The following is a 23039-nucleotide window of genomic DNA, read 5'->3' as shown; positions in this document are numbered from 1 at the left end:
TTTGAGGTCACCATGACCGGACCTCGGGCGGTGTCAACCAGCCTATGCCAGCGCCTTGCGATAGAGATGCCATGTGGCATGGCCAAGAACAGGCAGAACAATCATCAGGCCAAGAAACCATGGCAGGAGCGCCAGAAGGGTCAGCACCGCAATGATCCCTGCCCAAACCAGCATGACCGCCAGATTCTCGCGCACTGTCTGCAGGCTCACGAGCATGGCTGTCACGAAGTCAATTTCGCGATCCAGGACAAGCGGCAGGCTGACAACAGTTAGCGCAAAAAGCAGAAACGCCAGAATGGCACCGACGACCAGCTCTGCAGCGATCATCATCAGGCCATTGAGGGTCAGAAAGACATCGTAGCTTTCGGTCACATTCGTCATGGTCGAAAGCCCCATGAAGAGGGCAAAGATCATGTGGGCCAGAAAGGTCCAGAACAGAAAGTAGATGACGATGATCGCGCCGAGCCACGGGAGCTGACGCGAGCGTTCTTGCCAGACGATGCCAAGGATACCGCCCCATTCAAGCGCCTGCCCCTTCTCCATCCGGCGGCTGACCTCATAAAGCCCCGCTGCGGCAAAGGGGGCGATCAATGGAAAACCCAGTGATGTTGCAAGCGTCCAGGTCACATGCCCCGCCCCAACCCACAGCATCAGGAAGCCTCCGAACACATAGACCGCGCTGAAGAAGAGGCCAAATTGCGGGGCGCGGCGAAAATCGGCAAAGCCTGCGCGCATGACCTCTCCCAGATCGCCGAGCGACAAGCGCTGCACTGCGGGACGTGCGGCGCCCCCGCTGAGTGTGTCAGTCGATGCCATGCCATGCCTCCCCCAACTGCAAGACGCCTTTATCATCGCGCGGGCGCCCCGCGATTTGCAACCCTATTGGGCGCTCCCCGGGCACCGGCACGGCAAGGCATGGCAGACCGATCAGGCTGACCGGAATCGTGATCGCCATCCATTGATGATAGGTGTTCATCGGCACGCCCCCGATCTCCTTTGGCCATTCCCAGTCGATGGGAAATGGAAAACACTGTGCGGTCGGCAGGACAAAGGCATCGTAATTCGCGAACAATCCGGATGCCGCCCGGAACCAATCCGACCGGATCGCGCTCGCCTTTTGGATCTGCGCGCCCGTCAGGGCGAGGCCACGCTCTACCTCCCAGATGGCGGCGGGCTTGAGTTGCGGCCGCATCTTTTGCTGAGCATAGAGCGGGCCGAGTTTTGCGGCTACTGCCCAAGCGCGCAAGGTGATCCATGCCTCCCAAAGGGCCGCCGCGTCAAAGGGCGGGGCGACCTCTTCGACGATACAGCCCATCCGGGCGAGACGCGCGATGCCGGGCTCGCACGCCTCCAGCACGCCGTCTTCCATCGGATAAGCCCCGCCCCAATCGCGAAGCCAGGCGATGCGACGGCCTGTTACGTCGCTGGTCAAATCGTCCTGAAACGTTTCAGCGGCAAGGCCAAAGGGCTGGTCTGGCTCAGGCCCCGCCTGCACCTCAAGCAGCAAGGCGATGTCGCGGGGACAGCGCGCCATGGGGCCATTGGTGGAGAGCGGATGCAGAAACATATCTCCGACTGGGGCGGCAGGCACCCTGCCCCAGCTTGGCCGCATGCCGTAGACACCGTTCCAACCCGCTGGATTACGCAAGCTGCCCATCATGTCTGACCCGTCCGCCAGACACAGCATGCCGGTTGCCAGAGCAACCGCAGCGCCACCAGACGAGCCGCCCGCAGAACAGCCCGGCATCATCGCATTCTGTGTCGCACCAAAGACCGGATTATAGGTGTGGCTGCCCAGGCCAAATTCGGGCGTGTTCGTCTTACCGATGATGATCGCCCCTGCATCCTGCATACGCTGGACCATTGGGTCCGACGTGGCAGCAATCTGACCCGCAAAGACAGGTGAGCCCATCGATGTCGGCAGCCCCCCAACATTCGCCAGGTCCTTGACCGCCATCGGGATGCCATGGAGCGGCCCCTTTGCGGGCACCATATCCGCCTGTCGCGACTCTTCCATCAGCGTCGCAGGGTCGCGCAGCGCCACGATGGCGTTGAAAGCCGGGTTGCGTTCCGCAATCCGGTCCAGCGTTGCTTGCATCAGGTCAGCGGCACCGACAATACCCGCCGCGATTGCCGCTGACAGGCGATGCGCCTCCCATTCCAGAAAGTCAGCCATGACCCATCCAAACCCGCCCATGCGGGAATGGCAAGGTCACTCCGCGTTGGCTTCGGCCCGGCTTTTGCCAGAGACATCCATGGCCAGCGTCGCGGCCATCAGCCCATCCAGATCACCATCCAGTACACCCTTCGTATCTGAGGTGGTGAAGTTCGTGCGCAGATCCTTGACCTGCTGATAGGGCTGCAGAACATAAGACCGAATCTGGTTGCCCCAACCCGCATCCCCAGCGCTTTCATGAACCTCATTGACCAAGGCCGAGCGTTTATCCAGCTCGATCTGATAAAGCTGTGATTTCAGCGCCTTCATCGCGATATCACGGTTCTGGTGCTGGGACTTTTCGGAACTGGTCACCACGATACCTGTCGGATGGTGGGTGATCCGCACGGCGGAGTCGGTCGTGTTCACGTGCTGGCCGCCTGCGCCGGAGGACCGGTAAGTGTCGATGCGGATATCCGCAGGGTTCACCTCAATCTCGATATTGTCGTCCACAACCGGATAGACCTTCACGGAGGTGAAGGAGGTATGGCGCTTGGCCGCGCTATCGAAGGGCGAAATGCGCACAAGGCGGTGCACCCCGCTTTCGGATTTCAACCAGCCATAGGCGTTATGACCGCTGATCTTGTACGAGGCTGACTTGATCCCTGCCTCATCGCCCGGCTGCTCGGACTGCAGCTCGACCTTGTAGCCCTTTTTCTCGGCCCAGCGAACATACATCCGGGCGAGCATATTGGCCCAGTCGCAAGACTCCGTGCCACCGGCGCCCGCATTGATATCAAGGAACGTGTCATTGGCATCCGCCTCACCATCGAGGAGCGCCTCAAGTTCCTTCTGCGCGGCCTTCTTTTCCAGGGCGGCGATGGCCTCTTCCGCCTCTGTCACCACATCGGCGTCGTCTTCCATCTCGCCTAGGGCGATCAATTCGACATTGTCGGAAAGCTCCTGACGGATACTGTCGTAATTCGTCATCGCATCGACGAGCATCTGCCGGTCGCGCATCAACTTTTGCGCGGCCTCCGGATCATCCCACAGGGTGGGGTCCTCGACCCGCGCATTGAACTCTTCCAACCTGTGTGGCGCGGTCTCATGATCCATCCGCTGCGCCAGCAGGTTGAGCGACTTCTCAATCGCATCCACGATATTCTGGGTCTCTGCACGCATGGGGCCGGTACTCTGATCGAAGCTCTGGTGTTTGACGGTCTTAGCGTGGGGCACGCGGGGCGACAAGCGGTGTCAGTAAAGACCGCCTGTCGAAAGCGTGCCAAAGGTGGCCTTGGGTCCAACCGTGGCAGTATCGCCCGTTGATGTCGTCACCTCACGCGCAGCACGCGGCACCTCGTCAAACAGCGGCAAATCCTGCGCCATCGCAAAACCGCCGTCGAACATGATGCCAAAGATCGGCTCTTCCCCCGGACGGAAGCATTCGCCAATCACGTTTTCGCCACGCGCGCCATCGGGTAACCGCGCCCCGCTATAGCGGTCAATGTTGATGAATTGGCAGTCCGCTGGCACTTCAAACGCGCCAGCGCCGTATTTATCGATGGCCTCAGACATGAAACGATTGAAGACCGGGCCACATGTGCCTCCACCGGACGCGCCGCGCCCCAAAGTGCGCGGGGTGTCGTAACCGATATAACAGCCCGCCACGATGTTCGATGAAAAGCCGACGAACCAAACATCCTTGGCGTCGTTAGTTGTGCCGGTCTTGCCAGCTATCGGCACGGGCAGGTTCACCGTGCTCGCGGCCGTCCCGCGGTCCACCACACCCTGCATCATGGATGTGAGCTGATAGGCCGTAATCTCGTTCATAACGCGTACGCGGTTTGAGACAACACGCGGCGCCTCCCCTTCGGCCAGCACATAGCCTTCGCAATTGACGCAATTACGCTGGTCGTGGCGGTAAACGGTGTTGCCGAACCGGTCCTGGACGCGGTCGACCAGCGTCGGTTCAACGCGCTCACCTCCATTGGCGAACATCGCATAGGCGGCCACCATCTTGAATAGGGTGGTTTCATCCGACCCGAGCGAAGCCGCCAAGACGCGGTTCATGTCCTGGTAAACGCCAAACCGCTCAGCATAGAGACCAACCGTGTCAATCGTAATCTCCTGCGCCAGGCGAATGGTCATCAGGTTCCGCGACCGCTCAATCCCGGTGCGCAGCGGGGTTGGACCGTAGAAGCGGTTCGAGGAATTGCGCGGACGCCATGTGCCTTGCGGGGTGTTGATGGTGATCGGCGCGTCCACGACAATCGTTGCTGGTGAATAGCCACTGTCGAGGGCGGCTGCATAGACAAACGGCTTGAAAGAAGAGCCTGGCTGCCGCTGCGCCTGTGTGGCGCGGTTGAAGACCGAATGCTGGTAGCTGAAGCCGCCCTGCATCGCAATCACGCGGCCCGTATTGACGTCCATGGCCATAAAGCCGCCCTGAACCTCGGGCACCTGCCGCAAGGACCAACGGACAAAGTTGCCGTCATTGTCCAGAAAGCGCCGGACGTGAACCACATCGCCGGGCGTGTAGTTGTCAAAGAAATTGCCCACCATCCAGCGAATGTCTTCACGCGGCACAACGGAAGGTTCGGCGTCCGTCGCCACGACATCTTCGATACCGATAGTCAGCGTGTTTTCTGCGACGTCGAGAATGACGGCGGGATACCAGCGCCCGTCAAGGTCGATATCACGGGCAACGTCAACGGCTGCGAGGGCCGCGCGCCACGCCTCTTCGCTTTGCAGCGCCTCTTCCGGGATCGTCTCGCCTGTACCACGCCATTCTTGCAATTCGCGGTCATAATCCTCAAGCGCGCGCTGCAGAGAATGCCGTGCGACCACCTGCAATTCGGGATCAACCGTCGCGCGGATCGAGAGGCCGCCTGAAAAGAACTCCTCCTCACCGAAATTCTGGCTGAGCTGACGGCGAATCTCGTCTGTGAAGTAGTCGCGATCCGGCAGGCTGGTGCGGAAGCTTTCATAATCACCGCCCTGCACGGTCAGCAGATCCGCTTCACGTTCCGCCGTATAGGTCGCTTGATCAATATAGCCGTTTTCGTACATCTCACGCAGGGTGTTGTTGCGCCAGAAAATCGCCGCCTCGCGGTCACGTACCGGATGCCGGTCGCTCGGTGCTTTCGGCAGCGACGCCAGATAAGCCGCTTCACCCGGAGACAACGCAGTCAGCGGTTTGTTGAAATAGGTCAGCGCCGCAGCCGTCACACCATAGCTGTTCTGGCCCAGGAAAATCTCATTGAGATAGAGCTCAAGGATACGTTCCTTGGGCATCGCGCCTTCAATCCGCGCGGCCAGAATGATCTCCTTGATCTTCCGTTCCGCGGTGCGCGAGCCATCAAGCAGGAAGTTCTTCATGACCTGTTGCGTGATTGTTGACGCACCGCGCAAATTCTCTCCACGCGACTCAACGGCATCGATGAACGCCGCAACCATCCCCATCGGGTCATAGCCCGCATGTTCATAGAAGTTCTTGTCTTCCGCCGAGATAAAGGCCTGTTTGACGATATCGGGGATCTCTTCAGCAGGTGTGAAAAGGCGCCGTTCCAGCGCAAATTCATCGATGATCTCGCCTTCGCTGGAATAGATCCGGCTGATGGTTTTCGGCGTGTATTGCGACAGCGTCTCGTAACTTGGCAGGTCGCGCCCATACATATAAAGCACGCCGCCCGCCACGAAGGCGCCCATGACCAGGCCAAGGGTCACCAGCGTGAACAAACCGCCAAGGAATGAGAAAAAAAAGCGCAGCACGTGCCGGTATCCAGTTCTAAACGTTGGGCTGCTTATACGCCCGACAGCGCGAATGGTCAAAAGGCCAAACGTCGCGTTCGGCGGTGCGATGCCGCCGCATCTTTGCCGCCATTGTCAAGCATTGCAGCACAGAAACAATCAGGGCATTCCCGGCCCATGAAGCCCGAAGATGTCATCCCAACATATGAGGAACATGGCGCGGCATGGGCGCGCGACCGCACCCGCAACCTGTTTGAGAAGCCGTGGCTTGACCGCATGCTGAATGCGGCACCACGTGCCGAGGGCGCTGTTCGCATTCTGGATCTTGGTTGTGGTGCAGGTGATCCCATAGCCACATACCTTGCAGAGCGTGGCGCGCAGATCACTGGAATCGATGCCAGCAAGACGCTGACCGGGCTTTTCGCGCAGAACCTGCCTGATGCAATGGTCGTGAGGGCGGATATGCGGCAACTGGCTTTGGATCGGGCATTCGATGCGATCCTCGCCTGGGACAGTTTCTTCCATCTGTCAGCGCATGACCAACGTGCCATGTTCGCGGTGTTCAAGGCGCATGCAGCACCCCGTGCAGCATTGATGTTTACATCTGGTCACGTTGCGGGCGAAGCGATTGGACAGGTGGCAGGCGCGCCCATATATCATGCGTCGCTTTCAGCCGACGAATATCGCGACCTGCTGTACAGCCACGGTTTTCGTGTCCTCCACCATAAAGCCGAAGACCCCGACTGCGGCGGACATACAATCTGGCTTGCCCAGTATCAGTCTGCCTGATCCCGAAACGCATCAACAGCAGCAGCCACGGCGCGCGCAATGCGGGCGCGGCCCTCGGCGCTTTGCAACACAGCCCGGTCTTCGGCATTTGACAGAAAACCAGCCTCAAGCAGCACACCCGGAAAGTCAGCAGCCGAGAGAACCGCAAACCGCCCTTCGCGACGCGGCCGGGAATTGAGATAAACGCCTTCTGCGCGCATCGCGCTAACCAGCGTTTCTGCAAAGCGTGAACCTTGTGGCCCGGTTTCTGCCCGCGCCAAATCCATCAACACTGCGGCGACCTGATCCCCCTGTGCCCGCAAATCAAGGCCTTCCAGCAAGTCATCACGCTCATGACGTTCGACCACCTGCTGCCCGGCGCGTTCTTCGCCAGTCCGGGACAGCGTGTATACGGACGCGCCTCGCGCTTCGTCTTCAACAAGCGCGTCGGCGTGCAGGGAAATGAACAGGTCCGCCCCGGCGGCCCGCGCAACGCTCATCCGGGTAAAGAGTGGCACGAACGTGTTGGCGTCGCGCGTCATCACGACAGAGATGCCGGGGAGTGCGTTAAGCTCAGCCGCAACTTCCTCGGCAAAGGTCAGCATCAATTCCGCTTCGTTCAAACCGCCGCGTTCCGCCCCGGGATCGATGCCGCCATGCCCAGGATCGAGCACCACAACGAAATCATCCGTATCTGTCACAGGCGGGAAGGGCTTCCGATCAATTGCCGCAAGTGCGACCCGCCCGAGATCAGGCGGTGCCCCCGCCGCCGCAGCGAATTCCTCGCCGGATACCTGCTCAAGGACCACCGTCAAGTCCGCCCCAGCCCCCGTTCCGCGCAAGCCTGCTTCAACAATGTTCAGCGGCTCGGCCAGATCGACAACCATCCGTGACCAACCCGAATGCAGCGGATCGATCCGCAATGCCATTGCCCGGTCACCGCTGCGCAGCTTCTGGCCGTCAATGCCCTCCCAAATCACATCTTCAAAATCAATGATGAGCCGCCGGGGATTGTCGAGGGTGAAAACGCGGTACGGGGTCACATCGCTTAGCGCGAGTTCCACACGCAAGCTCCACCATCCGTCGCGGACAACGCTGCGATCCGGGTCGATGGTCACTTGCGCCTTTGCACCGGTGGCAAGGCAAATCCAAAGGATAAGCCACCTGATCACGCCCCGCGCCCATTCATGAAGGCGGCCAATCGCGCCAGACCCTCGCGAACATCATCCGTGCTACGTGCATAGGAAAACCGCAACCAATGCCGCCCGCGTTTGGCGTCAAAATCGACACCCGGCGTTACAGCGACACCGGCCGTATCCAGAATCTCGGCAGCAAAGGCGACGGCATCGTCGGTGTATCGTGACACATCCACATAGACGTAAAACGCGCCATCCGGCGGCGCGAAGCGGTTGAAACCCGCAGCTTTCAAACCGTCAATCATCAGCGCGCGGTTGGCGCCGTAGACGGCCTTGTTCGCCAACAGCTCTTCGGTGCAATCCATCGCATGCAGCGCGAGCACTTGGGCTGCATGGGGTGCGCAGATGAACATGTTCTGGGCCAGACGCTCGACCCTGCGCACATGATCCTCAGGCACAACCATCCAACCGACCCGCCAACCTGTCATCGAGAAGTACTTCGAGAACGAATTGACGACATAGACGTCGTCGGTGACTTGCAGGGCGCTGACGGGTAAAGTGTCGTAGTCGATGCCGTGATAAATTTCGTCCGAGATCAGTGCCGCATCTTGTGCCACGCAAGCCTCGGCCACGGCACGCAACGCTGCTTCGTCGAGCATCGTGCCCGTCGGATTCGCCGGCGAAGCAACGATAAGGCCTGCCAGATCATGGGCTGCGACATCCTCTGGTCGCGGCTGAAACCGTTGCGCAAGGGTCGTGGGAATATCGACGGGCTGCAAACCAACGGCTTTCAGGATTTGGCGATAAGATGGATAGCACGGCGTGCCCAGACCCACCCGCTCGTCGTTGTCGAAAAGCGCCGAAAAGGCGAGCAGGAACGCTCCCGACGCGCCGCTCGTGATCACAACGCGGCCCGGGTCAAGGTCGACGCCATACCATTCTGCATAATGCCGCGCGATCCGTGCGCGCAGGTCAGGCAAGCCCAGCCCAACCGTGTAGCCAAGTGGCGTCTCCATCTCCTCAACAAGCTTGGCCCTCGCGGCAGCGGGTGCGCCCGTGCTCGGCTGCCCGACCTCCATATGGATGATATCACGGCCTGCCGCCTCGGCCCGACGGGCAGCTTCCATGACATCCATCACGATAAACGGATCAACCTCACCCCGGTGGGAATGTCGCATTCACTCGGCCTCTATTGTTTTGCCGTCTGTTTGCCTCTCACCGGCATGTGACGTCAATGCACCTTGGCAAACGAGGGCGGATATGGTCTGACACATGGTGCGATCTTTATCCGGAGTTGTTCAATGATGTGGCGCCTCGCTCTTCCCCTTTCTCTCGGATTGGCAAGTGGCGCGTCGGCGCTGGACCTCGACGCAATGAGCAGCGCCGAACGTGACGCATTCCGCGCCGAAGTACGCGCCTATATCCTTGAAAACCCCGAAATCATTCGCGAGGCCATTGGCGTCTTGCAGGCCCGCGAGGCTGAGGCAGAGCGGCTGAACGATATCGCACTTGCACGCGCGAACGCCGACGCGTTGTTCAATGACGGGCATTCCTTCGTCGGCGGCAATCCTGATGGTGACATCACGATTGTCGAATTCATGGATTACCGCTGCGGCTTTTGCAAACGCGCCTTCCCTGAGGTGCAGAACGTGCTGAGCGCCGATGGCAACATCCGCTACATCATCAAGGAATTCCCTATTCTGGGTGAACCTTCAGTGCTGGCCGCGCGCTATGCCATTGCCACGCAGCTTGTTGCGGGGGATGACGTCTATAAGGGTGTCCACGGTACGCTTATGGAATTTCAGGGTGAGATCACCGGTCAGTCACTTGCACGGCTGAGCGAAAGCTTTGACCTCGACCATGATGCGATCACGGCGATGATGGACGATGAAAAAGTGGCGGACGTGATCACCCAAAACCGCGCCCTCGCTCAGCAACTCCAGATCAGCGGAACACCGACTTTTGTGGTCCAGGACCAGATGCTCCGTGGCTTCTTGCCTGCGGACGAGATGCTGGCCGTGGTGGCGGAACTCAGGACGGAATAGCGTTATTCGGCGGCTTGCACCGCCTGCTCCGCCTCGATCTCAGCAGCCTTCTTTTCCACCTGTTCGACGATATGTTCAATCATGTCATCGTTCGATTGCTTATGGCTCTGCTTGCCCGCCAGATAGACCATGCCGGACCCGGCACCGCCGCCGGTGAACCCGACATCGGTCATCAGCGCCTCGCCCGGCCCGTTCACCACACAGCCGATAATCGACAGGGACATGGGCGTTTTGATGTGTTCCAGCCGCTTTTCAAGCTCTTCGACCGTCTTGATCACATCAAAGCCCTGCCGCGCGCAGGAGGGGCAAGAGATGATGTTCACGCCGCGATGGCGCAGGCCCAGCGATTTGAGGATTTCATATCCCACCTTCACCTCTTCCACAGGATCAGCCGAGAGGCTCACACGGATCGTGTCACCGATACCCATCCACAAAAGGTTGCCTAAACCAATGGCTGATTTGATCGTGCCGGATACAAGACCGCCAGCCTCAGTAATCCCAAGGTGGATGGGCGCGTCCGTTGCCTCAGCCAGCTGCTGATAAGCGGCTGCTGCCATGAAGACGTCAGAGGCTTTGCACGAGATCTTGAATTCGTGAAAGTCGTTGTCCTGCAGGATCTTGATATGATCAAGCCCGCTTTCGACCATCGCGTCCGGGCATGGCTCTCCGTATTTGTCGAGGAGGTGTTTTTCCAGCGAGCCGGCATTCACCCCGATGCGTATCGAACAATTGTGATCGCGTGCAGCTTTGATCACTTCGCGCACGCGGGCCTCGTCGCCGATATTGCCCGGATTGATCCGCAGACAGGCCGCCCCCGCCTCCGCCGCCTCGATCCCGCGCTTATAGTGAAAATGAATGTCCGCCACGATTGGCACGGACACTTCAGGAATGATCTTGTTCAGCGCCGCACTCGATGCCTCATCCGGGACCGAAATCCGCACAATGTCCGCTCCAGCATCGGCGGCGGCATTGACCTGTTCAATCGTCGCTTTCACATCTGTGGTGAGCGTGTTCGTCATGGTCTGCACGCTGATCGGGGCATCGCCCCCGACAGGCACTGACCCCACCATGATCTGACGACATTTCCGACGATAGATATTGCGCCAAGGGCGGACGTGGTTCAGCGACATGTCAGCAGCTTTCCGAATGGTGCCAGTTTTGCGCATAACCTAAGCACCAACACCACCCGCGGCAAGCAATCAGCGCTGCGATTACTCGTCCGCCTGCACCTCGGCAAAATTGACGATCTCGGCCAGATCATCATCCTGCGTCAGATCAGCAACCGCATAAGACGCTGTCAGGCTTTCAGATGTCAGTTCTACATTTGAGGTGACCACGCCACGCGGCCCAACCGGCCCATAATGCGTGCCATTCACCGCAAAATACATCGCGCCACTTTCGCCAACGCGGAGTGTCGCAGGCTCTTCCGTCGAAGGAACAACGAAGTTCTGACCCGGCTCCATCACACCTTCGAAAATGACGGTGCCATCTGCCGACTGGATACGAACCCAGGCAGGACGTACCGCCACCAATTGCACTTCCGGCACGGGCGCTTCGACAACCTGGATGGGTGGTGGTGAAGTGAGATCGGTTGATACATCTGCCTCGGCGACCGCCACAGGTGGTTCAAATGACTGATCTGGCACCAATGCACCGATTGTGTCGGGACGCAGAGTAGAAATTGGTGCATCACGCGCCACCAGAAGCGGGACGTCCAAGGCTTGCGGACGATAAAGCCGATCCAGCGCATCACTTGTTGGACGATCCACAATCGCCAATGGATCGCTGGTGCGCAGTGCAGTTGACGCACCTGCCAAGGGATCAATGTCTGCAACGACGACGGGCGCTTGCTCAACAGGCGCGAATTGGACTTTCTGCACCTCCTGCAGGACCGTCCAACCCCCGTAGCCAAGCCCGCCGATGAGGGCGATCAAAACGGCAATTGATCCAATCGCGCGCGGTTCAACGGCAGACAATACCGCGTCGCCAACGGGGATGAATGGTGTCTCAGAGGCGGTGAAAATATCCTTGCCCAAGGGGCTCATCACGGGCTCGCCGGATTTTGGTTTGATCGATGATGCAGCCGCCGACATACCATGGGCGGTCTCGAATCCGCTTTCGGCGCAGAACGCATCAAAAGCCTCATCTGGGTCCATATTCAGATAGCGGGCATATGACCGGACATAGCCTGCAATAAAGCCAGGGGTATCAAAGGCGGAGGGATCAGCATTTTCAATCGCAGCAATATAGGCGGCTTTGATCTTCAACTCGCGCTGCACGTCCAACAGGCTTTTACCCATCGTCGCGCGCTCACCGCGCATCAAATCGCCCAACCGCAATTCAAAGTCGTCAAAGCCTTTTGCCCCAACGTCCTCCGACGCGTCATCACGCTTGAAGGTCTTCCCGATCATCGACTGTCCCGTCGCTTACTGCCCCTAAGCGCGCGTCTTTTCGAATCAAAAAGCCGCATACGCCTTTGAAACGGATAACATATCCACAGGGCACATGCACTTATTGAAAAAGTGTTAACCGGCGAGTTCGGCGCGATTCAGCGCACAATGTGACCAAAGACTGTCCAAAGCGCTCACAAGTGCATCCATTTCTCGCGGCCCATGTACCGGGGATGGGGTGAAGCGCAGTCGCTCTGTCCCGCGTGGAACGGTCGGGAAATTGATCGGCTGCACATAGATGCCGAAATCCGCGAGCAACATGTCAGAGAGCTGTTTGGTGTGCACAGGATCGCCTACGATCAGCGGCACAATGTGACTGCCGTGATCGATGATCGGCAAACCCATGCCCTTCAGACGCAGCTTGAGAATTTTGGCCTGGGTCTGATGCTGTTCACGCAAAGCCTGATCGGTCTTGAGATGTGCGACCGAGGCCGCAGCACCTGCCGCAACAGCAGGTGGCAAGGACGTTGTGAAGATGAAGCCCGGCGCATAAGACCTTATCGCGTCACACATTTTCGCAGATGCAGCGATATAGCCACCCATGACGCCATAGGCCTTGGCCAAGGTGCCGTTGATGATGTCGATGCGGCCCATCAGGCCGTCACGCTCTGCCACGCCAGCCCCGCGTGGGCCGTACATGCCGACCGCATGCACCTCATCGATGTAAGTTAGCGCGCCGAATTCATCCGCCAGATCGCAGATTGCTTCAATCGGTCCAAAGTCACCATCCATCGAATAAATGGACTCAAACGCGATGACTTTTGGCGCGGCGGGGTCGTCCGCTGCCAGCAATTCGCGCAGGTGATCAAGGTCATTGTGGCGGAAAATCCTTTTGGCTCCGCCGTTGCGTCGCACACCTTCGATCATCGATGCGTGGTTCAGCGCGTCCGAATAAATGATCAGCCCCGGAAAGAGTTTAGGCAGCGTACTTAACGTTGCGTCATTCGCGATATAGGCGCTGGTGAATAGGAGCGCCGCCTCTTTGCGATGCAGATCGGCGAGTTCAGCCTCAAGCCGTTTGTGATAAACTGTTGTCCCGGAGATGTTGCGCGTGCCGCCTGACCCGGCACCAGTCGCATCAATCGCCTCATGCATGGCCGCCAGAACAACGGGATGCTGGCCCATGCCCAGATAGTCGTTGCCGCACCAGACCGTCACTGGTTGTTCGGACCCGTCAGGCTTACGCCATGTCGCATGCGGAAACTGACCGCGCTTGCGTTCGATATCGATGAAAGTCCGATAGCGGCCTTCGTCGTGAAGCCGGTTGATCGCGGTGTCCAGTTGGGCGTCGTAATCCACTGATACGTCCTTATCCTCGTCACAAAGCCCACATTTCAGGCGGTCTTTGAATCGTTCTAAGCGTCATATAGAGCGCGGCCCCTATGGGCAACACGCTACATTCTGTCACCCCGTCATGACGGTTTCAGGCTAAAGCTTCGTTGATGCAGATCAAAGTCAGGCTTGCCCTACCCCAAATTCGCTTTGCGTGTGAATTGAGCGGCTTAGCGAAATCCGATTGACGCGCAGGCTGAGCATGGCACGTTGCCCCGGAAGACAGCACAAAGGATTGACCATGTCACTCGACCCCGTCCTCACCCGTATTGACGCCGACCTGCCGCAAGCCACCGACCGGCTTTTGGAGCTTCTGCGGATCCCATCGATCTCAACCGATCCGGCCTACAAGAAGGAATGCGACACTGCCGCCGACTGGCTCGTGGCGGACTTGCAATCAATAGGATTTGAGGCATCCAAGCGCCCGACGCCCGGCCACCCCATGGTCGTGGCGCATAGCGGCGGCGAGGGTCCGCATGTCCTCTTTTACGGACATTATGATGTTCAGCCGGTTGACCCATTGGAGCTTTGGGATCGCGACCCGTTTGATCCCCAGGTAGAAGACACACCGAACGGCAAAGTCATCCGTGGGCGTGGGTCATCCGACGACAAGGGGCAGCTGATGACATTTGTCGAAGCCTGCCGCGCCTGGAAGGCCGAACACGGGACACTGCCTGCCAACATCAGCATTTTCTTTGAAGGGGAAGAGGAATCGGGCTCCCCCTCGCTGACTCCCTTTATGGAAGAAAACGCCGAAGAGCTGACCGCCGATATCGCACTGATCTGTGACACAGGGCTTTACGGAGACAGCACGCCCGCGATTATCACGCAATTGCGCGGGCTTTTGGGCGAAGAACTCACAATCACCGGCCCCAACAAAGACCTGCATTCAGGCATGTATGGCGGGATCGCGATGAACCCTGCCCGCGTGCTGGCCCGCATCGTCGCGAGCCTGCACGACGAAAACGGGCGCATCACGATCCCCGATTTCTACGACGGCGTGCCAGAGCTTTCCAACGAACTCGCCGCCGCGTGGGATGACCTGAAATTCGATGACAAGCACTTCCTGGGTGAGGTGGGCCTGTCAGAACCCGCCGGTGAAAAGGGCCGCCGCCCGCTTGAGATGATCTGGTCGCGCCCCACTTGCGAGGTCAACGGCATCTGGTCGGGTTATACCGGCGAGGGCTTTAAGACGGTTCTGCCCAGCAAGGCGAGTGCAAAAATCAGCTTCCGTCTTGTCGGCACGCAGAACCCGCTGAAAATCCGCGAAAACTTCCGCAAGATGGTGCAGGACATGCTGCCCCCAGATTGCAGCGTTGAGTTTACGGATCACGGCGCCGGTCCCGCCGGGCAAATGACCACGACCCATCCCGCCTTTGATCAGGCCCGCAAGGCGCTGTCCGACGAATGGCCCAATGCGGCGGCCTATGTGGGCTGCGGCGGTTCGATCCCGATTGCCGGGTATTTCAAAGAAATCCTCGACATGGACGCCATGCTGATCGGCTTTGGCAAGGATGACGATCAGATCCACTCACCTAATGAAAAGTACGACCTCTCGTCCTTCCACAAGGGCATCCGGTCATGGGCACGGATTCTGCATGAAATGACGAAGTAGTGGCACTCGCGCGGTATCTGAGCCACCCGCAGGTGGTTCAGGATCCCGATGTGCCGGTGCCGCAGTGGAAACTGAGCGTGACCGGTGCAGCCCGCATTGAGGCCTTGGCGGCTTCGGGTGCATTGGCTGATACAAACGTCATCTATTCGAGCACTGAAGTGAAAGCAGTCGAGGCTGCAGCCCTGTTGGCGGCTGCACTCGACCGCCCGCACCATATGATCGCAGAGATGGGCGAGAATGATCGCAGCAGCACGGGCTACCTGCCCGGCCCCGCCTTTGAAGCCGCTGCGGATGCCTTCTTTGCACATCCAGACCAAAGCTATCGGGGCTGGGAGACCGCTCGCGCGGCACAAACGCGTATCGTGCAGGCGGTTGATGCGGTGCTGTGCAGGCACCCCAATCAGAACACTCTCTTCGTCGGGCACGGTGCCGTCGGCACTTTGCTTTACTGTGCGCTGATGGACCTCCCAATCGACAGGCAATACGATCAGCCCGATGGCGGTGGCAATTACTACGCGTTCGACACGATCACCCGCAAACCAGCGGGCTCATGGCAACCGCTCGAAAACTTGCTGAGCTAGGCGCCTATGACGCCGAATTCTCACTTTGAGGAACCGACACAAGCGTCTGCGTGCTCGACGCCTCATAGACGGTGTTGACGAAATAAAGCGGGCGATTCTTGGTCTCATTAAAGATGCGACCAAGATATTCACCAATCACACCCAGGCCAATCAACTGGATCCCACCAAGGAATGCGATCGACACAAAGAGCGTCGGAAAGCCTGCAACCGGATCATCAAAGAAGAGCGCTTTTGTGAGGATGAACATCCCATAGGCAAATGACATCAGTGCCACAACAAATCCCACATAGCCAAAGAGGCGCAACGGCAGCGTGGTAAAGGATGTGATACCCTCCAGCGAGAAATTCCAGAGCTTCCAATAGTTGAAACTGGACGTGCCGCCAAACCGCGGATCGCGGTCATAATCCACAAAGGTCTGTTTGAAGCCAACCAGATGAAAGATGCCCTTCATAAACCGGTGGCGTTCACGCATGCTGGTGACGGCATCCAGCGCCTTGCGGTCGATCAAACGATAATCTCCGACATTCTCGGGAATGGCCGCATGGCGATCAAACTTCTGCATGAGCTTGTAGAATGCTGATGCCGTAGCTTTCTTCAGGTATGTTTCACCCTGCCTGCTGCGCCTGCGCGCATTGACCACGATGTAACCTTCGCGCCAGGCCGCCATCAGTTTGGGGATCAGTTCAGGCGGGTCCTGCAGATCCACATCAATCGGTACCGCCGCCTGTCCGCGGACATGATCAAGGCCCGCAGTCAGAGCGATTTCTTTGCCAAAATTCCGGCTAAGATCAACGATGACGACCCGGCTGTCCTGAGCATGTAGCGCGACCAATGCGTCCAGTGTTCCATCAGTGCTGCCATCGTTGACAAAGATGATCTCGCCCCGAATGTCATGTTCATCAAAAACCGCAACGACCCTTTCATAAAACGCATTAACAGATGCTTCTTCGTTGTAAGCAGGTGCGACAACCGAGATTTCTGGATCTGTCATAGAGATTTCGTCGTTCCGATGTCGAAGGTGATAGTCTTGTGAGCCGCGTAATTGGCAATAAAAACCAACGCCGTACTGGTCAACTGGGCGGCTGCTACCGGCAAGTCGAATACCGCGAATAGAACAAAGAAGAGCGCCGTATTCAGCAGTATCGAAAAAATCGTGATGATCACGTACCGCACGAATGTCTCACGATGGGGCTGCGCGCTCTGAAACGTATACACATAGTTCAGGATGTATCCGACGACCGAACCCACCGCAGCACCGATGAACGACCACAGGACCGGCATCTGCAAGAATAGCAGCCCCAGAAACATCACTGCGTAATGAGAGAGCGTTGCGATCAGCCCAACAAGCCCGAAACTGAGAAATCGTCCAGCTGACGATCTACCTGCCATTACTCTGCCCTTCACTTGCACCGATGACGCAGCTTAGGCCTATTCCGCGCGCCTTCAAAGCGCAACAAACCGGAACATCCGAGGGCACGGAGATTACTTCGAGTAACATGAGTTTGGAAAGTGGCGCGGTTGACGGGGCTCGAACCCGCGACCCCCGGCGTGACAGGCCGGTACTCTAACCAACTGAGCTACAACCGCGCGTGAAGGGCGGGATAAAGCGGGACATCGGGGCCGTCAACGGTAAAACAGACTTGGCGTGCAGAAATTGGGTGAATTTCTCGCCATCTCCGCAAACTGACGGTGCGTCGCCCTCTGAACGGGACAACGCACCTTGAGGACAACGCGCCAGCGCAAAGCGATCAGGCTCTGCACAAACACGAATCGTCCCGTCACGGCGAGTGGCCTAGCGGTCCGGCAACGGAATGAACTCGGCATCATCGCCGGGCGGGAGTTGAAAGCGCCCATTTTGCCAGTCGCCTGCGCGCCAGGCTTCTTTCGCCTCCTCAATCCGTTCCTTGCTGGAGGCAACGAAGTTCCACCAAATATAGCGGTTCCCTTCCAGCGTTGCGCCGCCTAGCAGCATGACACGCGCACCTTGCGCACCAGCCGTCATGCTGACCTGATCACCCGGCCGGAACACCATCATCTGGCCCGCCTCATATGTCTGGCCCGCGATGTCCACGGACCCTTCAAGGACATAGGCACCGCGATCTTCGTGGTTATCGGGCATTGGCAACTTTGCACCCGGTTCCAGCACCGCGTCGAGATAAAACATCTCTGACGGCGTCTCGACCGGGGCGCGTTCGCCGTAGGCGTCGCCCATGATCAGACGCACTTGCTTGCCCTCTCCTTCCATCAACGGCAGGTCAGCTTTGGGCGCGTGGATGAACGCCGCCTCGCGATCCTCGGCCCCTTTCGGCAGCGCGATCCACGTCTGAATGCCAAACAGGCTTTGCGGCTTCTTTCTGGCCTCACCATCCATACGTTCCGAATGGGTGATGCCGTGGCCGGCGACCATCAGGTTCATGGCTCCCGGTTCGATCCATTGATCCGTACCCAGACTGTCGCGGTGATGGATTGCACCCCGATGCAGGTACGTCACTGTTGCCAACCCGATATGAGGATGCGGGCGCACGTCGATGCCCTGCCCCGTCACAAACTCGGCAGGACCCATCTGGTCAAAGAAGATAAATGGACCCACCATCTGACGGCGCGGCGCCGGCAAGGCGCGCCGCACTTCGAAACCGCCAAGGTCACGGGCGCGTGGAACGATGACGGTCTCAATCGCGTCGACGGCATCACCGGTTGGGCAATCAGGATCAAGTGCAGGATTCCAGCTCATTTGAATCACTCCTATTTTGTAGCTGCCTCAAATGTATGATGTGCGAAGATCAATGATAGGCCGACAAAATCATAGATTATGTTCGCAAATGCACAAAGAACGTCGATCTTGTTTGATGCGAAGGTTTTTCGAACATGAGAGGGATTCTGGTGGGTGATGAGAGACTCGAACTCCCGACATCTTCGGTGTAAACGAAGCGCTCTACCAACTGAGCTAATCACCCAACGCCCGCCCGTTTAGACCAGCGTTGCGGGTAGCGCAAGCCTCATTCCAAAAGGTTTTGCTGACCGTCGTGCAGGTGAAAGACATTGCCTTGCCCGCCGGGCAAAGTGCCGAGGGCATCAGGACCACCTGTCAGGATGAGGCTACGGATCATACGCGACGTGATCCCATGTGTCACCAGAACCGACGGCCCCTCCAGATCGGCGAGAAATGACCGGCAGCGCTGCTCTAGGGCTGCAAATCCCTCACCACTCGGCGCATGCTCGTAAAGGGCCAATGGACCGTCGGGACCATCTTGCATTGGCACGGAAACCTTCAATTCTCTGCGTAACAACCCCGACCATTCACCGACACCGATTTCACGCAGACGATCATCCGTGCGGATGTGAAAAGCGATCCGCGCCAGGGCAATGCCTGCCGTCTGAAAGGCACGCCCCTGAGGGCTGGCAATGAAGGCAAAGCCATCCAGATCCCGGCTGCGCAAAATTTCCCCTTGCCGCGCGGCATCCATCTCACCCTTGGGCGTCAATGGAGAGTTCAGGGCACCCTGCATCCGGCCTTCGGCGTTCCACTCCGTCTCGCCGTGACGCAGGATGTAAAGTTCGGGGAACGACATGAAACAACAACCTTCTCAGACTTCCCGCACGAACTACGGAAAAAAGTCATGCGGGAAAAGGCCGCTAATCTATTTGGCTTTACCTGCAAGGCCACAAACTAGGACACGGTTTTGATCGTGCCCAACAAAGGCACCGGCAACACGGTCTTTGCCAATCGCCCCATCCAACTCGGCTGTCACGCAATCGAACATGATCGAACCATTCAAGTCAGTGTTGTCAAGGGTGCTACCGACAACACGTCCGTTGTCCGCACCTGAAATGACGCCACCGCCAGGCACGAAATCCGCCGTAAATGTCAAGTTTCCTGCACGCTCAATTTCGGTGTTGGAATGCGCCCGTGTAAAGCCATCCGCCTCATTGTAGCTGACTGACCCTGTGGTGACGGCATCACCAACGGCCGTGCCCGCGCGGATTCCTGCACACCCAAGGAACCATCGGTACCTCGGACACTTCCGTAGGCATGGCCGAAACCAAATCCATTGCTGAAGGTCCGATGTGTTTTATTGACGCCCACTCCGCTGTAGTTCCGATCCGGAATGGTACGACTGTCATTCAAGGTAATTATCGCGGAAGCCAGATCGGGATTTGGATCGCTGCTTGATAGTCAGTGAAAATGCATGCTGCTGTTAAAACGACCAAACCTGACAAAGCAGCAGATCGAACGTATGACATTTCACGCCCCTCTTATATCAGTGTTCAAAGCATATCTATCAGATACCGGAACACCGCGCTTGAAACCTGGAAACCACGTCTTTTTTGAGGTCTCAGAGAAGTAATTTATTGCATTAAATTCAGCAACTTGGATTCAGACAACAGATCGTACTGGCGTCCGACCCTCCCTGTGTCAAAATCGTGGTGATAAGAGATTGAACTCCTAACATGCTGGATGTGAAGGAAGAACTTGCGCCATAGACCACTGCTCTCTTTGGCCGAAAGTGCTTCTTAATCGGCCCTCAATGGCCTTTATCGCAAGCAATGTCAGTTTGCTCCAATTCAACTGACCGGCAGGTACGTCGCAAGATCGCGGGAAGACATAAGATTAGTCAAATACAGAATCTTGGTTTCTTGCACTGCCGGATGACACAAGGTGGCGAGCATTCAACGACAGAGAAACTGGCGGTAGCAACAGTCACTCAGAGTGACAAAATCCGCAGATCGTGCTGGCTCAGATCTTTGCACCTTGCGGTCGGGTGAAGACGACGCCATTAAGCTGATGACATACTGCTTCGCGTTACCATACTACTGCTGAAACATCCTGGAGTGACATGATGCAGCTTCACACTTTCGCAATCACTTTGAGGCGCTTTGATGAATAGCTCATCTTCAAATTTTGGATTTGTCTATGCCACAAGCGGGCGAGGCTACGCTGACTTGGCTGTAGTTTCAGCCTGGAGCCTGCGCGAGGTTGCGCCAGAGGCACGAATCCACCTCTTTACAGACACGTCGATCGACTGCGACCATCCCTTCGACCACATTGAAACCTTGCATCGCCCGTGGTTCAGGCCAAAGTTTGAAGCGATGATAAGGTCACCGTTCGAACGTACGGTTTACCTCGATGCCGACACATACATCGTCGCGGACATAAGCGACATTTTCGACGTGTTGGAACACCACGAATTTGCGGCGGCACCAGTCATACGTTACAATCACAAGCTGAACAGGCGGAGTTGGCGCAAAGAGCTCCCTTTGTCCGTGCCGCGCTACAATTGTGGTGTAATAGGCATCCAAAACAATCCTCGTGTGCTGGCGTTTCTCAAGCAGGCCGAGGATACTCTAATCTCCGAACAATTGGACCATGACCAATCAATGATGCGAGAGATGCTTTTTGAAAGTGATATTCGTGTTGTGTCATTGCCGTACGAGTACAACTTCAACGAGCTTACAATGTTGGATGTGGTGTCTGATCGCTTCGCTGCGCCTCGCGTATTGCACTTCATGCGAATGCGGGATCACCTGGCCAAGACCGGTGTCGATCATCTGACTGTGCATCATCTTTTGGGGCCAGAACGAAGCCGATTCCTTGAGAAGCACAGGCAGATCGACATGACTTTGGGCGCGACTTCAATAGAGCCAATGCCATCCGTAGCGGAGTTGCTGCAAGCAGAGGCCACCGAACTCCTCAACTGCTTAGAGAACAAAGAGAACGGTGCTGAAAAGGCGGTTACTAAGGCGCTAGCCTTGAGGACATTTTGATCTCTGCGCAGTTGGACCATTACTTTGCAGTAGGCTCGTTTGCGTGCACCATGACCGACCGAATTTCACCTTCCCAGTCATCCGTGGCGGAATCCCATGAATCCCTATTGGGCGATGGCGGATGGCGAAAGTAACATAGAAATAGCGCGACTACCCGGTTGCAGACACAGTGATCTCGGCAGTTCGGCCGAACCGTGCTTGGTAATGGTGGGCTGTGCTGGGTTCGAACCAGCGACTTCTGTCGTGTGAGGACAGCACTCTACCACTGAGTTAACAGCCCGTTTCGGTTCGCAGAACCTGCAAGCACTTCGCATTTATTCGGTTAGCCCCAATAAAGCAATGTATGCATTGGATAGGCTTCACCCAAAGCATCTTCGATGTGAACGAAGCGCTCTACCACTGAGCTAATCACCCAACGGATGGGGCTTTAGCCGTCCTCGCTGTCCTCTGCAAGGTCTGTTGTGGCGTGACGTGACGCATCCTTTGGCATCCGCAATTTCAGCGTCAGCACCCGTGCGCCCTCGGACAGTTCCTTTGACTTGACGATGCGCAGCTTGCCCAGAGGCGGCAAAGCAACCTCACCGCCATGTGCCAATGCGTCGGCGATGACGGACAAGGCCGCCTCCACCGCCGGCTTGACGTCCCGCTTTTTGAGATTTGTTCGAGCCACGACCTGATCGAGTAGGTCTGGTTTTTTCAAAGGTGAGGTTTCATCGGTCATGCGGCATCCTTTTCAGCCCTTGTCATCCGCAAGAACGGTGCAGGTCAAGGCGATTGCCTCACATCGCGAGAAATCGGCGCGGACCATCTTCAAATACAAGCGGACATCGACCGATCAACAGACAAACGCAAATCGCTGAGATCACTTGTGTTTGTCGTTCAACACGAACGAAAACATCACACGATCCGTCTGATCGGCAACCCCGCCGGACGCGTGATAAGTTGCAGGGCAGCAAGGTTACTCTTGTTTGTTAGAACCCAGGCTTCTTTGCACCCCAACTGCGCGCCGCGTTCAAGCAGCACCGACATCATCGCGTTGGCACTCCTGCGTTTTTGATGCGATGGACAACCCCGACCTCGTTAATCCACAGTTCCGGACGGGGTTTGTCGGGATGGGCGTAGTCGATCGCAGAAATGAACCCAACCACCAGCCCGTCATCTATCGCGGCAACCAAATGGTGTCGTTCATCCGACAAGAACGCGGCGGTCGCTTCCTGATCAAGTGGATCGTCGAAAACACCAACTGCAAGGTTGTCGAGCAGACTCGCTTCGTCTGCGGTCAAAACTCTGATCTCAACCGGCATGCGGTCGCCAACTCTCAAGCGCGGAAGGGATGATCTGCCACATATCTCGTTGCACCGAGAAGCAAGACTCGTGGCCACCGCAATGTTCAAACTCTAACGAAACACCTTCGGGTGCAATGCCGGCACAAAAAAAAGCGCAC

Annotated in this window: 21 protein-coding genes and 3 tRNA genes; 6 read left to right on the top strand and 18 right to left on the bottom strand. The window is 57.5% G+C overall.

The genetic code is table 11. The annotated features are described in order from the left end of the window. Positions 1–42: 42 nt before the first annotated feature. The 4 genes from SLH47_RS13280 to SLH47_RS13265 all read right to left on the bottom strand — a co-directional run bounded on the left by SLH47_RS13280 (position 43) and on the right by SLH47_RS13265 (position 5926). Complete coding sequence (locus tag SLH47_RS13280; RefSeq protein WP_320240034.1) at positions 43–816, bottom strand: DUF2189 domain-containing protein; 774 nt, start codon at positions 814–816, stop codon at positions 43–45. Then, positions 803–2176, bottom strand: a complete 1374-nt coding sequence (locus SLH47_RS13275; RefSeq protein WP_320240033.1) for an amidase — start codon at positions 2174–2176, stop codon at positions 803–805. Before SLH47_RS13275 ends, SLH47_RS13280 begins: the two co-directional genes overlap by 14 nt. Positions 2177–2212: 36 nt before the next feature. Further along, positions 2213–3337 (bottom strand): peptide chain release factor 2, encoded by a 1125-nt coding sequence (prfB, locus tag SLH47_RS13270; protein WP_320240375.1) that lies wholly within the window; start codon positions 3335–3337, stop codon positions 2213–2215. 72 nt (positions 3338–3409) lie between these two features. Beyond that, positions 3410–5926 (bottom strand): PBP1A family penicillin-binding protein, encoded by a 2517-nt coding sequence (locus SLH47_RS13265; RefSeq protein ID WP_320240032.1) that lies wholly within the window; start codon positions 5924–5926, stop codon positions 3410–3412. Positions 5927–6082: 156 nt separating this feature from the next. Between SLH47_RS13265 and SLH47_RS13260 the strand changes: the two genes are divergently transcribed. Continuing rightward, positions 6083–6694 (top strand): class I SAM-dependent methyltransferase, encoded by a 612-nt coding sequence (locus SLH47_RS13260; RefSeq protein ID WP_320240031.1) that lies wholly within the window; start codon positions 6083–6085, stop codon positions 6692–6694. Here SLH47_RS13260 and SLH47_RS13255 read toward each other — a convergent pair. Together SLH47_RS13255 and SLH47_RS13250 are read right to left on the bottom strand one after the other, a co-directional pair. Beyond that, positions 6682–7845 (bottom strand): N-acetylmuramoyl-L-alanine amidase, encoded by a 1164-nt coding sequence (locus tag SLH47_RS13255; protein ID WP_320240030.1) that lies wholly within the window; start codon positions 7843–7845, stop codon positions 6682–6684. The two genes, SLH47_RS13260 and SLH47_RS13255, sit on opposite strands and share 13 nt — an antisense overlap. Next, positions 7842–8987, bottom strand: a complete 1146-nt coding sequence (locus SLH47_RS13250; RefSeq protein ID WP_320240029.1) for a pyridoxal phosphate-dependent aminotransferase — start codon at positions 8985–8987, stop codon at positions 7842–7844. Before SLH47_RS13250 ends, SLH47_RS13255 begins: the two co-directional genes overlap by 4 nt. Positions 8988–9182: 195 nt before the next feature. On the opposite strand from SLH47_RS13250, the gene SLH47_RS13245 reads away from it, so the two are divergent. Beyond that, positions 9183–9854, top strand: a complete 672-nt coding sequence (locus tag SLH47_RS13245; protein WP_320240028.1) for a DsbA family protein — start codon at positions 9183–9185, stop codon at positions 9852–9854. A 2-nt stretch (positions 9855–9856) separates the two neighbouring features. On the opposite strand, the gene ispG is transcribed toward SLH47_RS13245, so the two are convergent. From ispG to hemA, 3 genes are all read right to left on the bottom strand, one after another. Next, positions 9857–10984: a flavodoxin-dependent (E)-4-hydroxy-3-methylbut-2-enyl-diphosphate synthase gene (gene ispG / locus SLH47_RS13240; protein WP_320240027.1), complete on the bottom strand. Its 1128-nt coding sequence runs from the start codon at positions 10982–10984 to the stop codon at positions 9857–9859. A gap of 81 nt (positions 10985–11065) precedes the next feature. Then, positions 11066–12265, bottom strand: coding sequence for a helix-turn-helix domain-containing protein (locus SLH47_RS13235; protein WP_320240026.1), 1200 nt, complete (start codon positions 12263–12265; stop codon positions 11066–11068). 114 nt (positions 12266–12379) lie between these two features. Then, the gene (gene hemA, locus SLH47_RS13230) at positions 12380–13603 is read right to left on the bottom strand and encodes a 5-aminolevulinate synthase (RefSeq protein WP_320240025.1); all 1224 of its coding nucleotides are present in this window, start codon (positions 13601–13603) and stop codon (positions 12380–12382) included. 274 nt (positions 13604–13877) lie between these two features. Here hemA and SLH47_RS13225 point away from each other — a divergent pair, with 274 nt between their 5' ends. Next, complete coding sequence (locus SLH47_RS13225) at positions 13878–15251, top strand: M20/M25/M40 family metallo-hydrolase (RefSeq protein ID WP_320240024.1); 1374 nt, start codon at positions 13878–13880, stop codon at positions 15249–15251. Next, the gene (locus SLH47_RS13220) at positions 15251–15832 is read left to right on the top strand and encodes a histidine phosphatase family protein (RefSeq protein WP_320240023.1); all 582 of its coding nucleotides are present in this window, start codon (positions 15251–15253) and stop codon (positions 15830–15832) included. The genes SLH47_RS13225 and SLH47_RS13220 overlap by 1 nt, the downstream gene beginning before the upstream one ends. A gap of 4 nt (positions 15833–15836) precedes the next feature. Here SLH47_RS13220 and SLH47_RS13215 read toward each other — a convergent pair whose 3' ends face one another. From SLH47_RS13215 to SLH47_RS13185, 7 genes are all read right to left on the bottom strand, one after another. Further along, the gene (locus tag SLH47_RS13215) at positions 15837–16823 is read right to left on the bottom strand and encodes a glycosyltransferase family 2 protein (protein WP_320240022.1); all 987 of its coding nucleotides are present in this window, start codon (positions 16821–16823) and stop codon (positions 15837–15839) included. Beyond that, positions 16820–17221 (bottom strand): GtrA family protein, encoded by a 402-nt coding sequence (locus SLH47_RS13210; RefSeq protein ID WP_320240021.1) that lies wholly within the window; start codon positions 17219–17221, stop codon positions 16820–16822. Before SLH47_RS13210 ends, SLH47_RS13215 begins: the two co-directional genes overlap by 4 nt. A gap of 121 nt (positions 17222–17342) precedes the next feature. Further along, positions 17343–17419 (bottom strand) — tRNA-Asp (locus SLH47_RS13205). A 205-nt stretch (positions 17420–17624) separates the two neighbouring features. Then, the gene (locus tag SLH47_RS13200; RefSeq protein WP_320240020.1) at positions 17625–18563 is read right to left on the bottom strand and encodes a pirin family protein; all 939 of its coding nucleotides are present in this window, start codon (positions 18561–18563) and stop codon (positions 17625–17627) included. 147 nt (positions 18564–18710) lie between these two features. Further along, positions 18711–18786 (bottom strand) — tRNA-Val (locus SLH47_RS13195). Between the two features lie 42 nt (positions 18787–18828). After that, entirely contained in the window at positions 18829–19401 is a 573-nt protein-coding gene (locus tag SLH47_RS13190) for a histidine phosphatase family protein (RefSeq protein ID WP_320240019.1), read from the bottom strand. A 69-nt stretch (positions 19402–19470) separates the two neighbouring features. Next, positions 19471–19701 (bottom strand): hypothetical protein, encoded by a 231-nt coding sequence (locus SLH47_RS13185; protein ID WP_320240018.1) that lies wholly within the window; start codon positions 19699–19701, stop codon positions 19471–19473. Positions 19702–20710: 1009 nt separating this feature from the next. On the opposite strand from SLH47_RS13185, the gene SLH47_RS13180 reads away from it, so the two are divergent. Next, positions 20711–21595, top strand: coding sequence for a putative nucleotide-diphospho-sugar transferase (locus SLH47_RS13180; protein WP_320240017.1), 885 nt, complete (start codon positions 20711–20713; stop codon positions 21593–21595). Positions 21596–21800: 205 nt separating this feature from the next. On the opposite strand, the gene SLH47_RS13175 is transcribed toward SLH47_RS13180, so the two are convergent. Both SLH47_RS13175 and SLH47_RS13170 read right to left on the bottom strand, forming a co-directional pair. Next, positions 21801–21875, bottom strand: a tRNA-Val gene (locus SLH47_RS13175). A 147-nt stretch (positions 21876–22022) separates the two neighbouring features. Next, a complete protein-coding gene (locus tag SLH47_RS13170) occupies positions 22023–22316 on the bottom strand; it encodes an HU family DNA-binding protein (RefSeq protein ID WP_320240016.1) in 294 nt (97 codons plus the stop codon). Positions 22317–22656: 340 nt separating this feature from the next. Between SLH47_RS13170 and SLH47_RS13165 the strand changes: the two genes are divergently transcribed. Next, a complete protein-coding gene (locus SLH47_RS13165; RefSeq protein WP_320240015.1) occupies positions 22657–22932 on the top strand; it encodes a hypothetical protein in 276 nt (91 codons plus the stop codon). The last annotated feature ends 107 nt before the right edge of the window (positions 22933–23039 follow it).

Source organism: Cognatiyoonia sp. IB215182 (assembly GCF_033963905.1).
Classification (GTDB): Bacteria; Pseudomonadota; Alphaproteobacteria; order Rhodobacterales; family Rhodobacteraceae; genus Yoonia.
Note: the sequence above shows the minus strand (reverse complement) of the source record. Positions and strands in the feature narration are given on the sequence as shown.

What these genes read in the sequence shown, in the direction of transcription:
- SLH47_RS13280 (WP_320240034.1), bottom strand. Translation starts at nt 816, where the DNA reads ATGGCATCGACTGACACACTCAGCGGGGGCGCCGCACGTCCCGCAGTG.
- SLH47_RS13275 (WP_320240033.1), bottom strand. Translation starts at nt 2,176, where the DNA reads ATGGCTGACTTTCTGGAATGGGAGGCGCATCGCCTGTCAGCGGCAATC.
- prfB (WP_320240375.1), bottom strand. Translation starts at nt 3,337, where the DNA reads ATGCGTGCAGAGACCCAGAATATCGTGGATGCGATTGAGAAGTCGCTC.
- SLH47_RS13260 (WP_320240031.1), top strand. Translation starts at nt 6,083, where the DNA reads ATGAAGCCCGAAGATGTCATCCCAACATATGAGGAACATGGCGCGGCA.
- SLH47_RS13250 (WP_320240029.1), bottom strand. Translation starts at nt 8,987, where the DNA reads ATGCGACATTCCCACCGGGGTGAGGTTGATCCGTTTATCGTGATGGAT.
- SLH47_RS13245 (WP_320240028.1), top strand. Translation starts at nt 9,183, where the DNA reads ATGAGCAGCGCCGAACGTGACGCATTCCGCGCCGAAGTACGCGCCTAT.
- ispG (WP_320240027.1), bottom strand. Translation starts at nt 10,984, where the DNA reads ATGTCGCTGAACCACGTCCGCCCTTGGCGCAATATCTATCGTCGGAAA.
- SLH47_RS13235 (WP_320240026.1), bottom strand. Translation starts at nt 12,265, where the DNA reads ATGATCGGGAAGACCTTCAAGCGTGATGACGCGTCGGAGGACGTTGGG.
- SLH47_RS13225 (WP_320240024.1), top strand. Translation starts at nt 13,878, where the DNA reads ATGTCACTCGACCCCGTCCTCACCCGTATTGACGCCGACCTGCCGCAA.
- SLH47_RS13215 (WP_320240022.1), bottom strand. Translation starts at nt 16,823, where the DNA reads ATGACAGATCCAGAAATCTCGGTTGTCGCACCTGCTTACAACGAAGAA.
- SLH47_RS13210 (WP_320240021.1), bottom strand. Translation starts at nt 17,221, where the DNA reads ATGGCAGGTAGATCGTCAGCTGGACGATTTCTCAGTTTCGGGCTTGTT.
- SLH47_RS13200 (WP_320240020.1), bottom strand. Translation starts at nt 18,563, where the DNA reads ATGAGCTGGAATCCTGCACTTGATCCTGATTGCCCAACCGGTGATGCC.
- SLH47_RS13190 (WP_320240019.1), bottom strand. Translation starts at nt 19,401, where the DNA reads ATGTCGTTCCCCGAACTTTACATCCTGCGTCACGGCGAGACGGAGTGG.
- SLH47_RS13180 (WP_320240017.1), top strand. Translation starts at nt 20,711, where the DNA reads ATGAATAGCTCATCTTCAAATTTTGGATTTGTCTATGCCACAAGCGGG.
- SLH47_RS13170 (WP_320240016.1), bottom strand. Translation starts at nt 22,316, where the DNA reads ATGACCGATGAAACCTCACCTTTGAAAAAACCAGACCTACTCGATCAG.
- SLH47_RS13165 (WP_320240015.1), top strand. Translation starts at nt 22,657, where the DNA reads ATGGACAACCCCGACCTCGTTAATCCACAGTTCCGGACGGGGTTTGTC.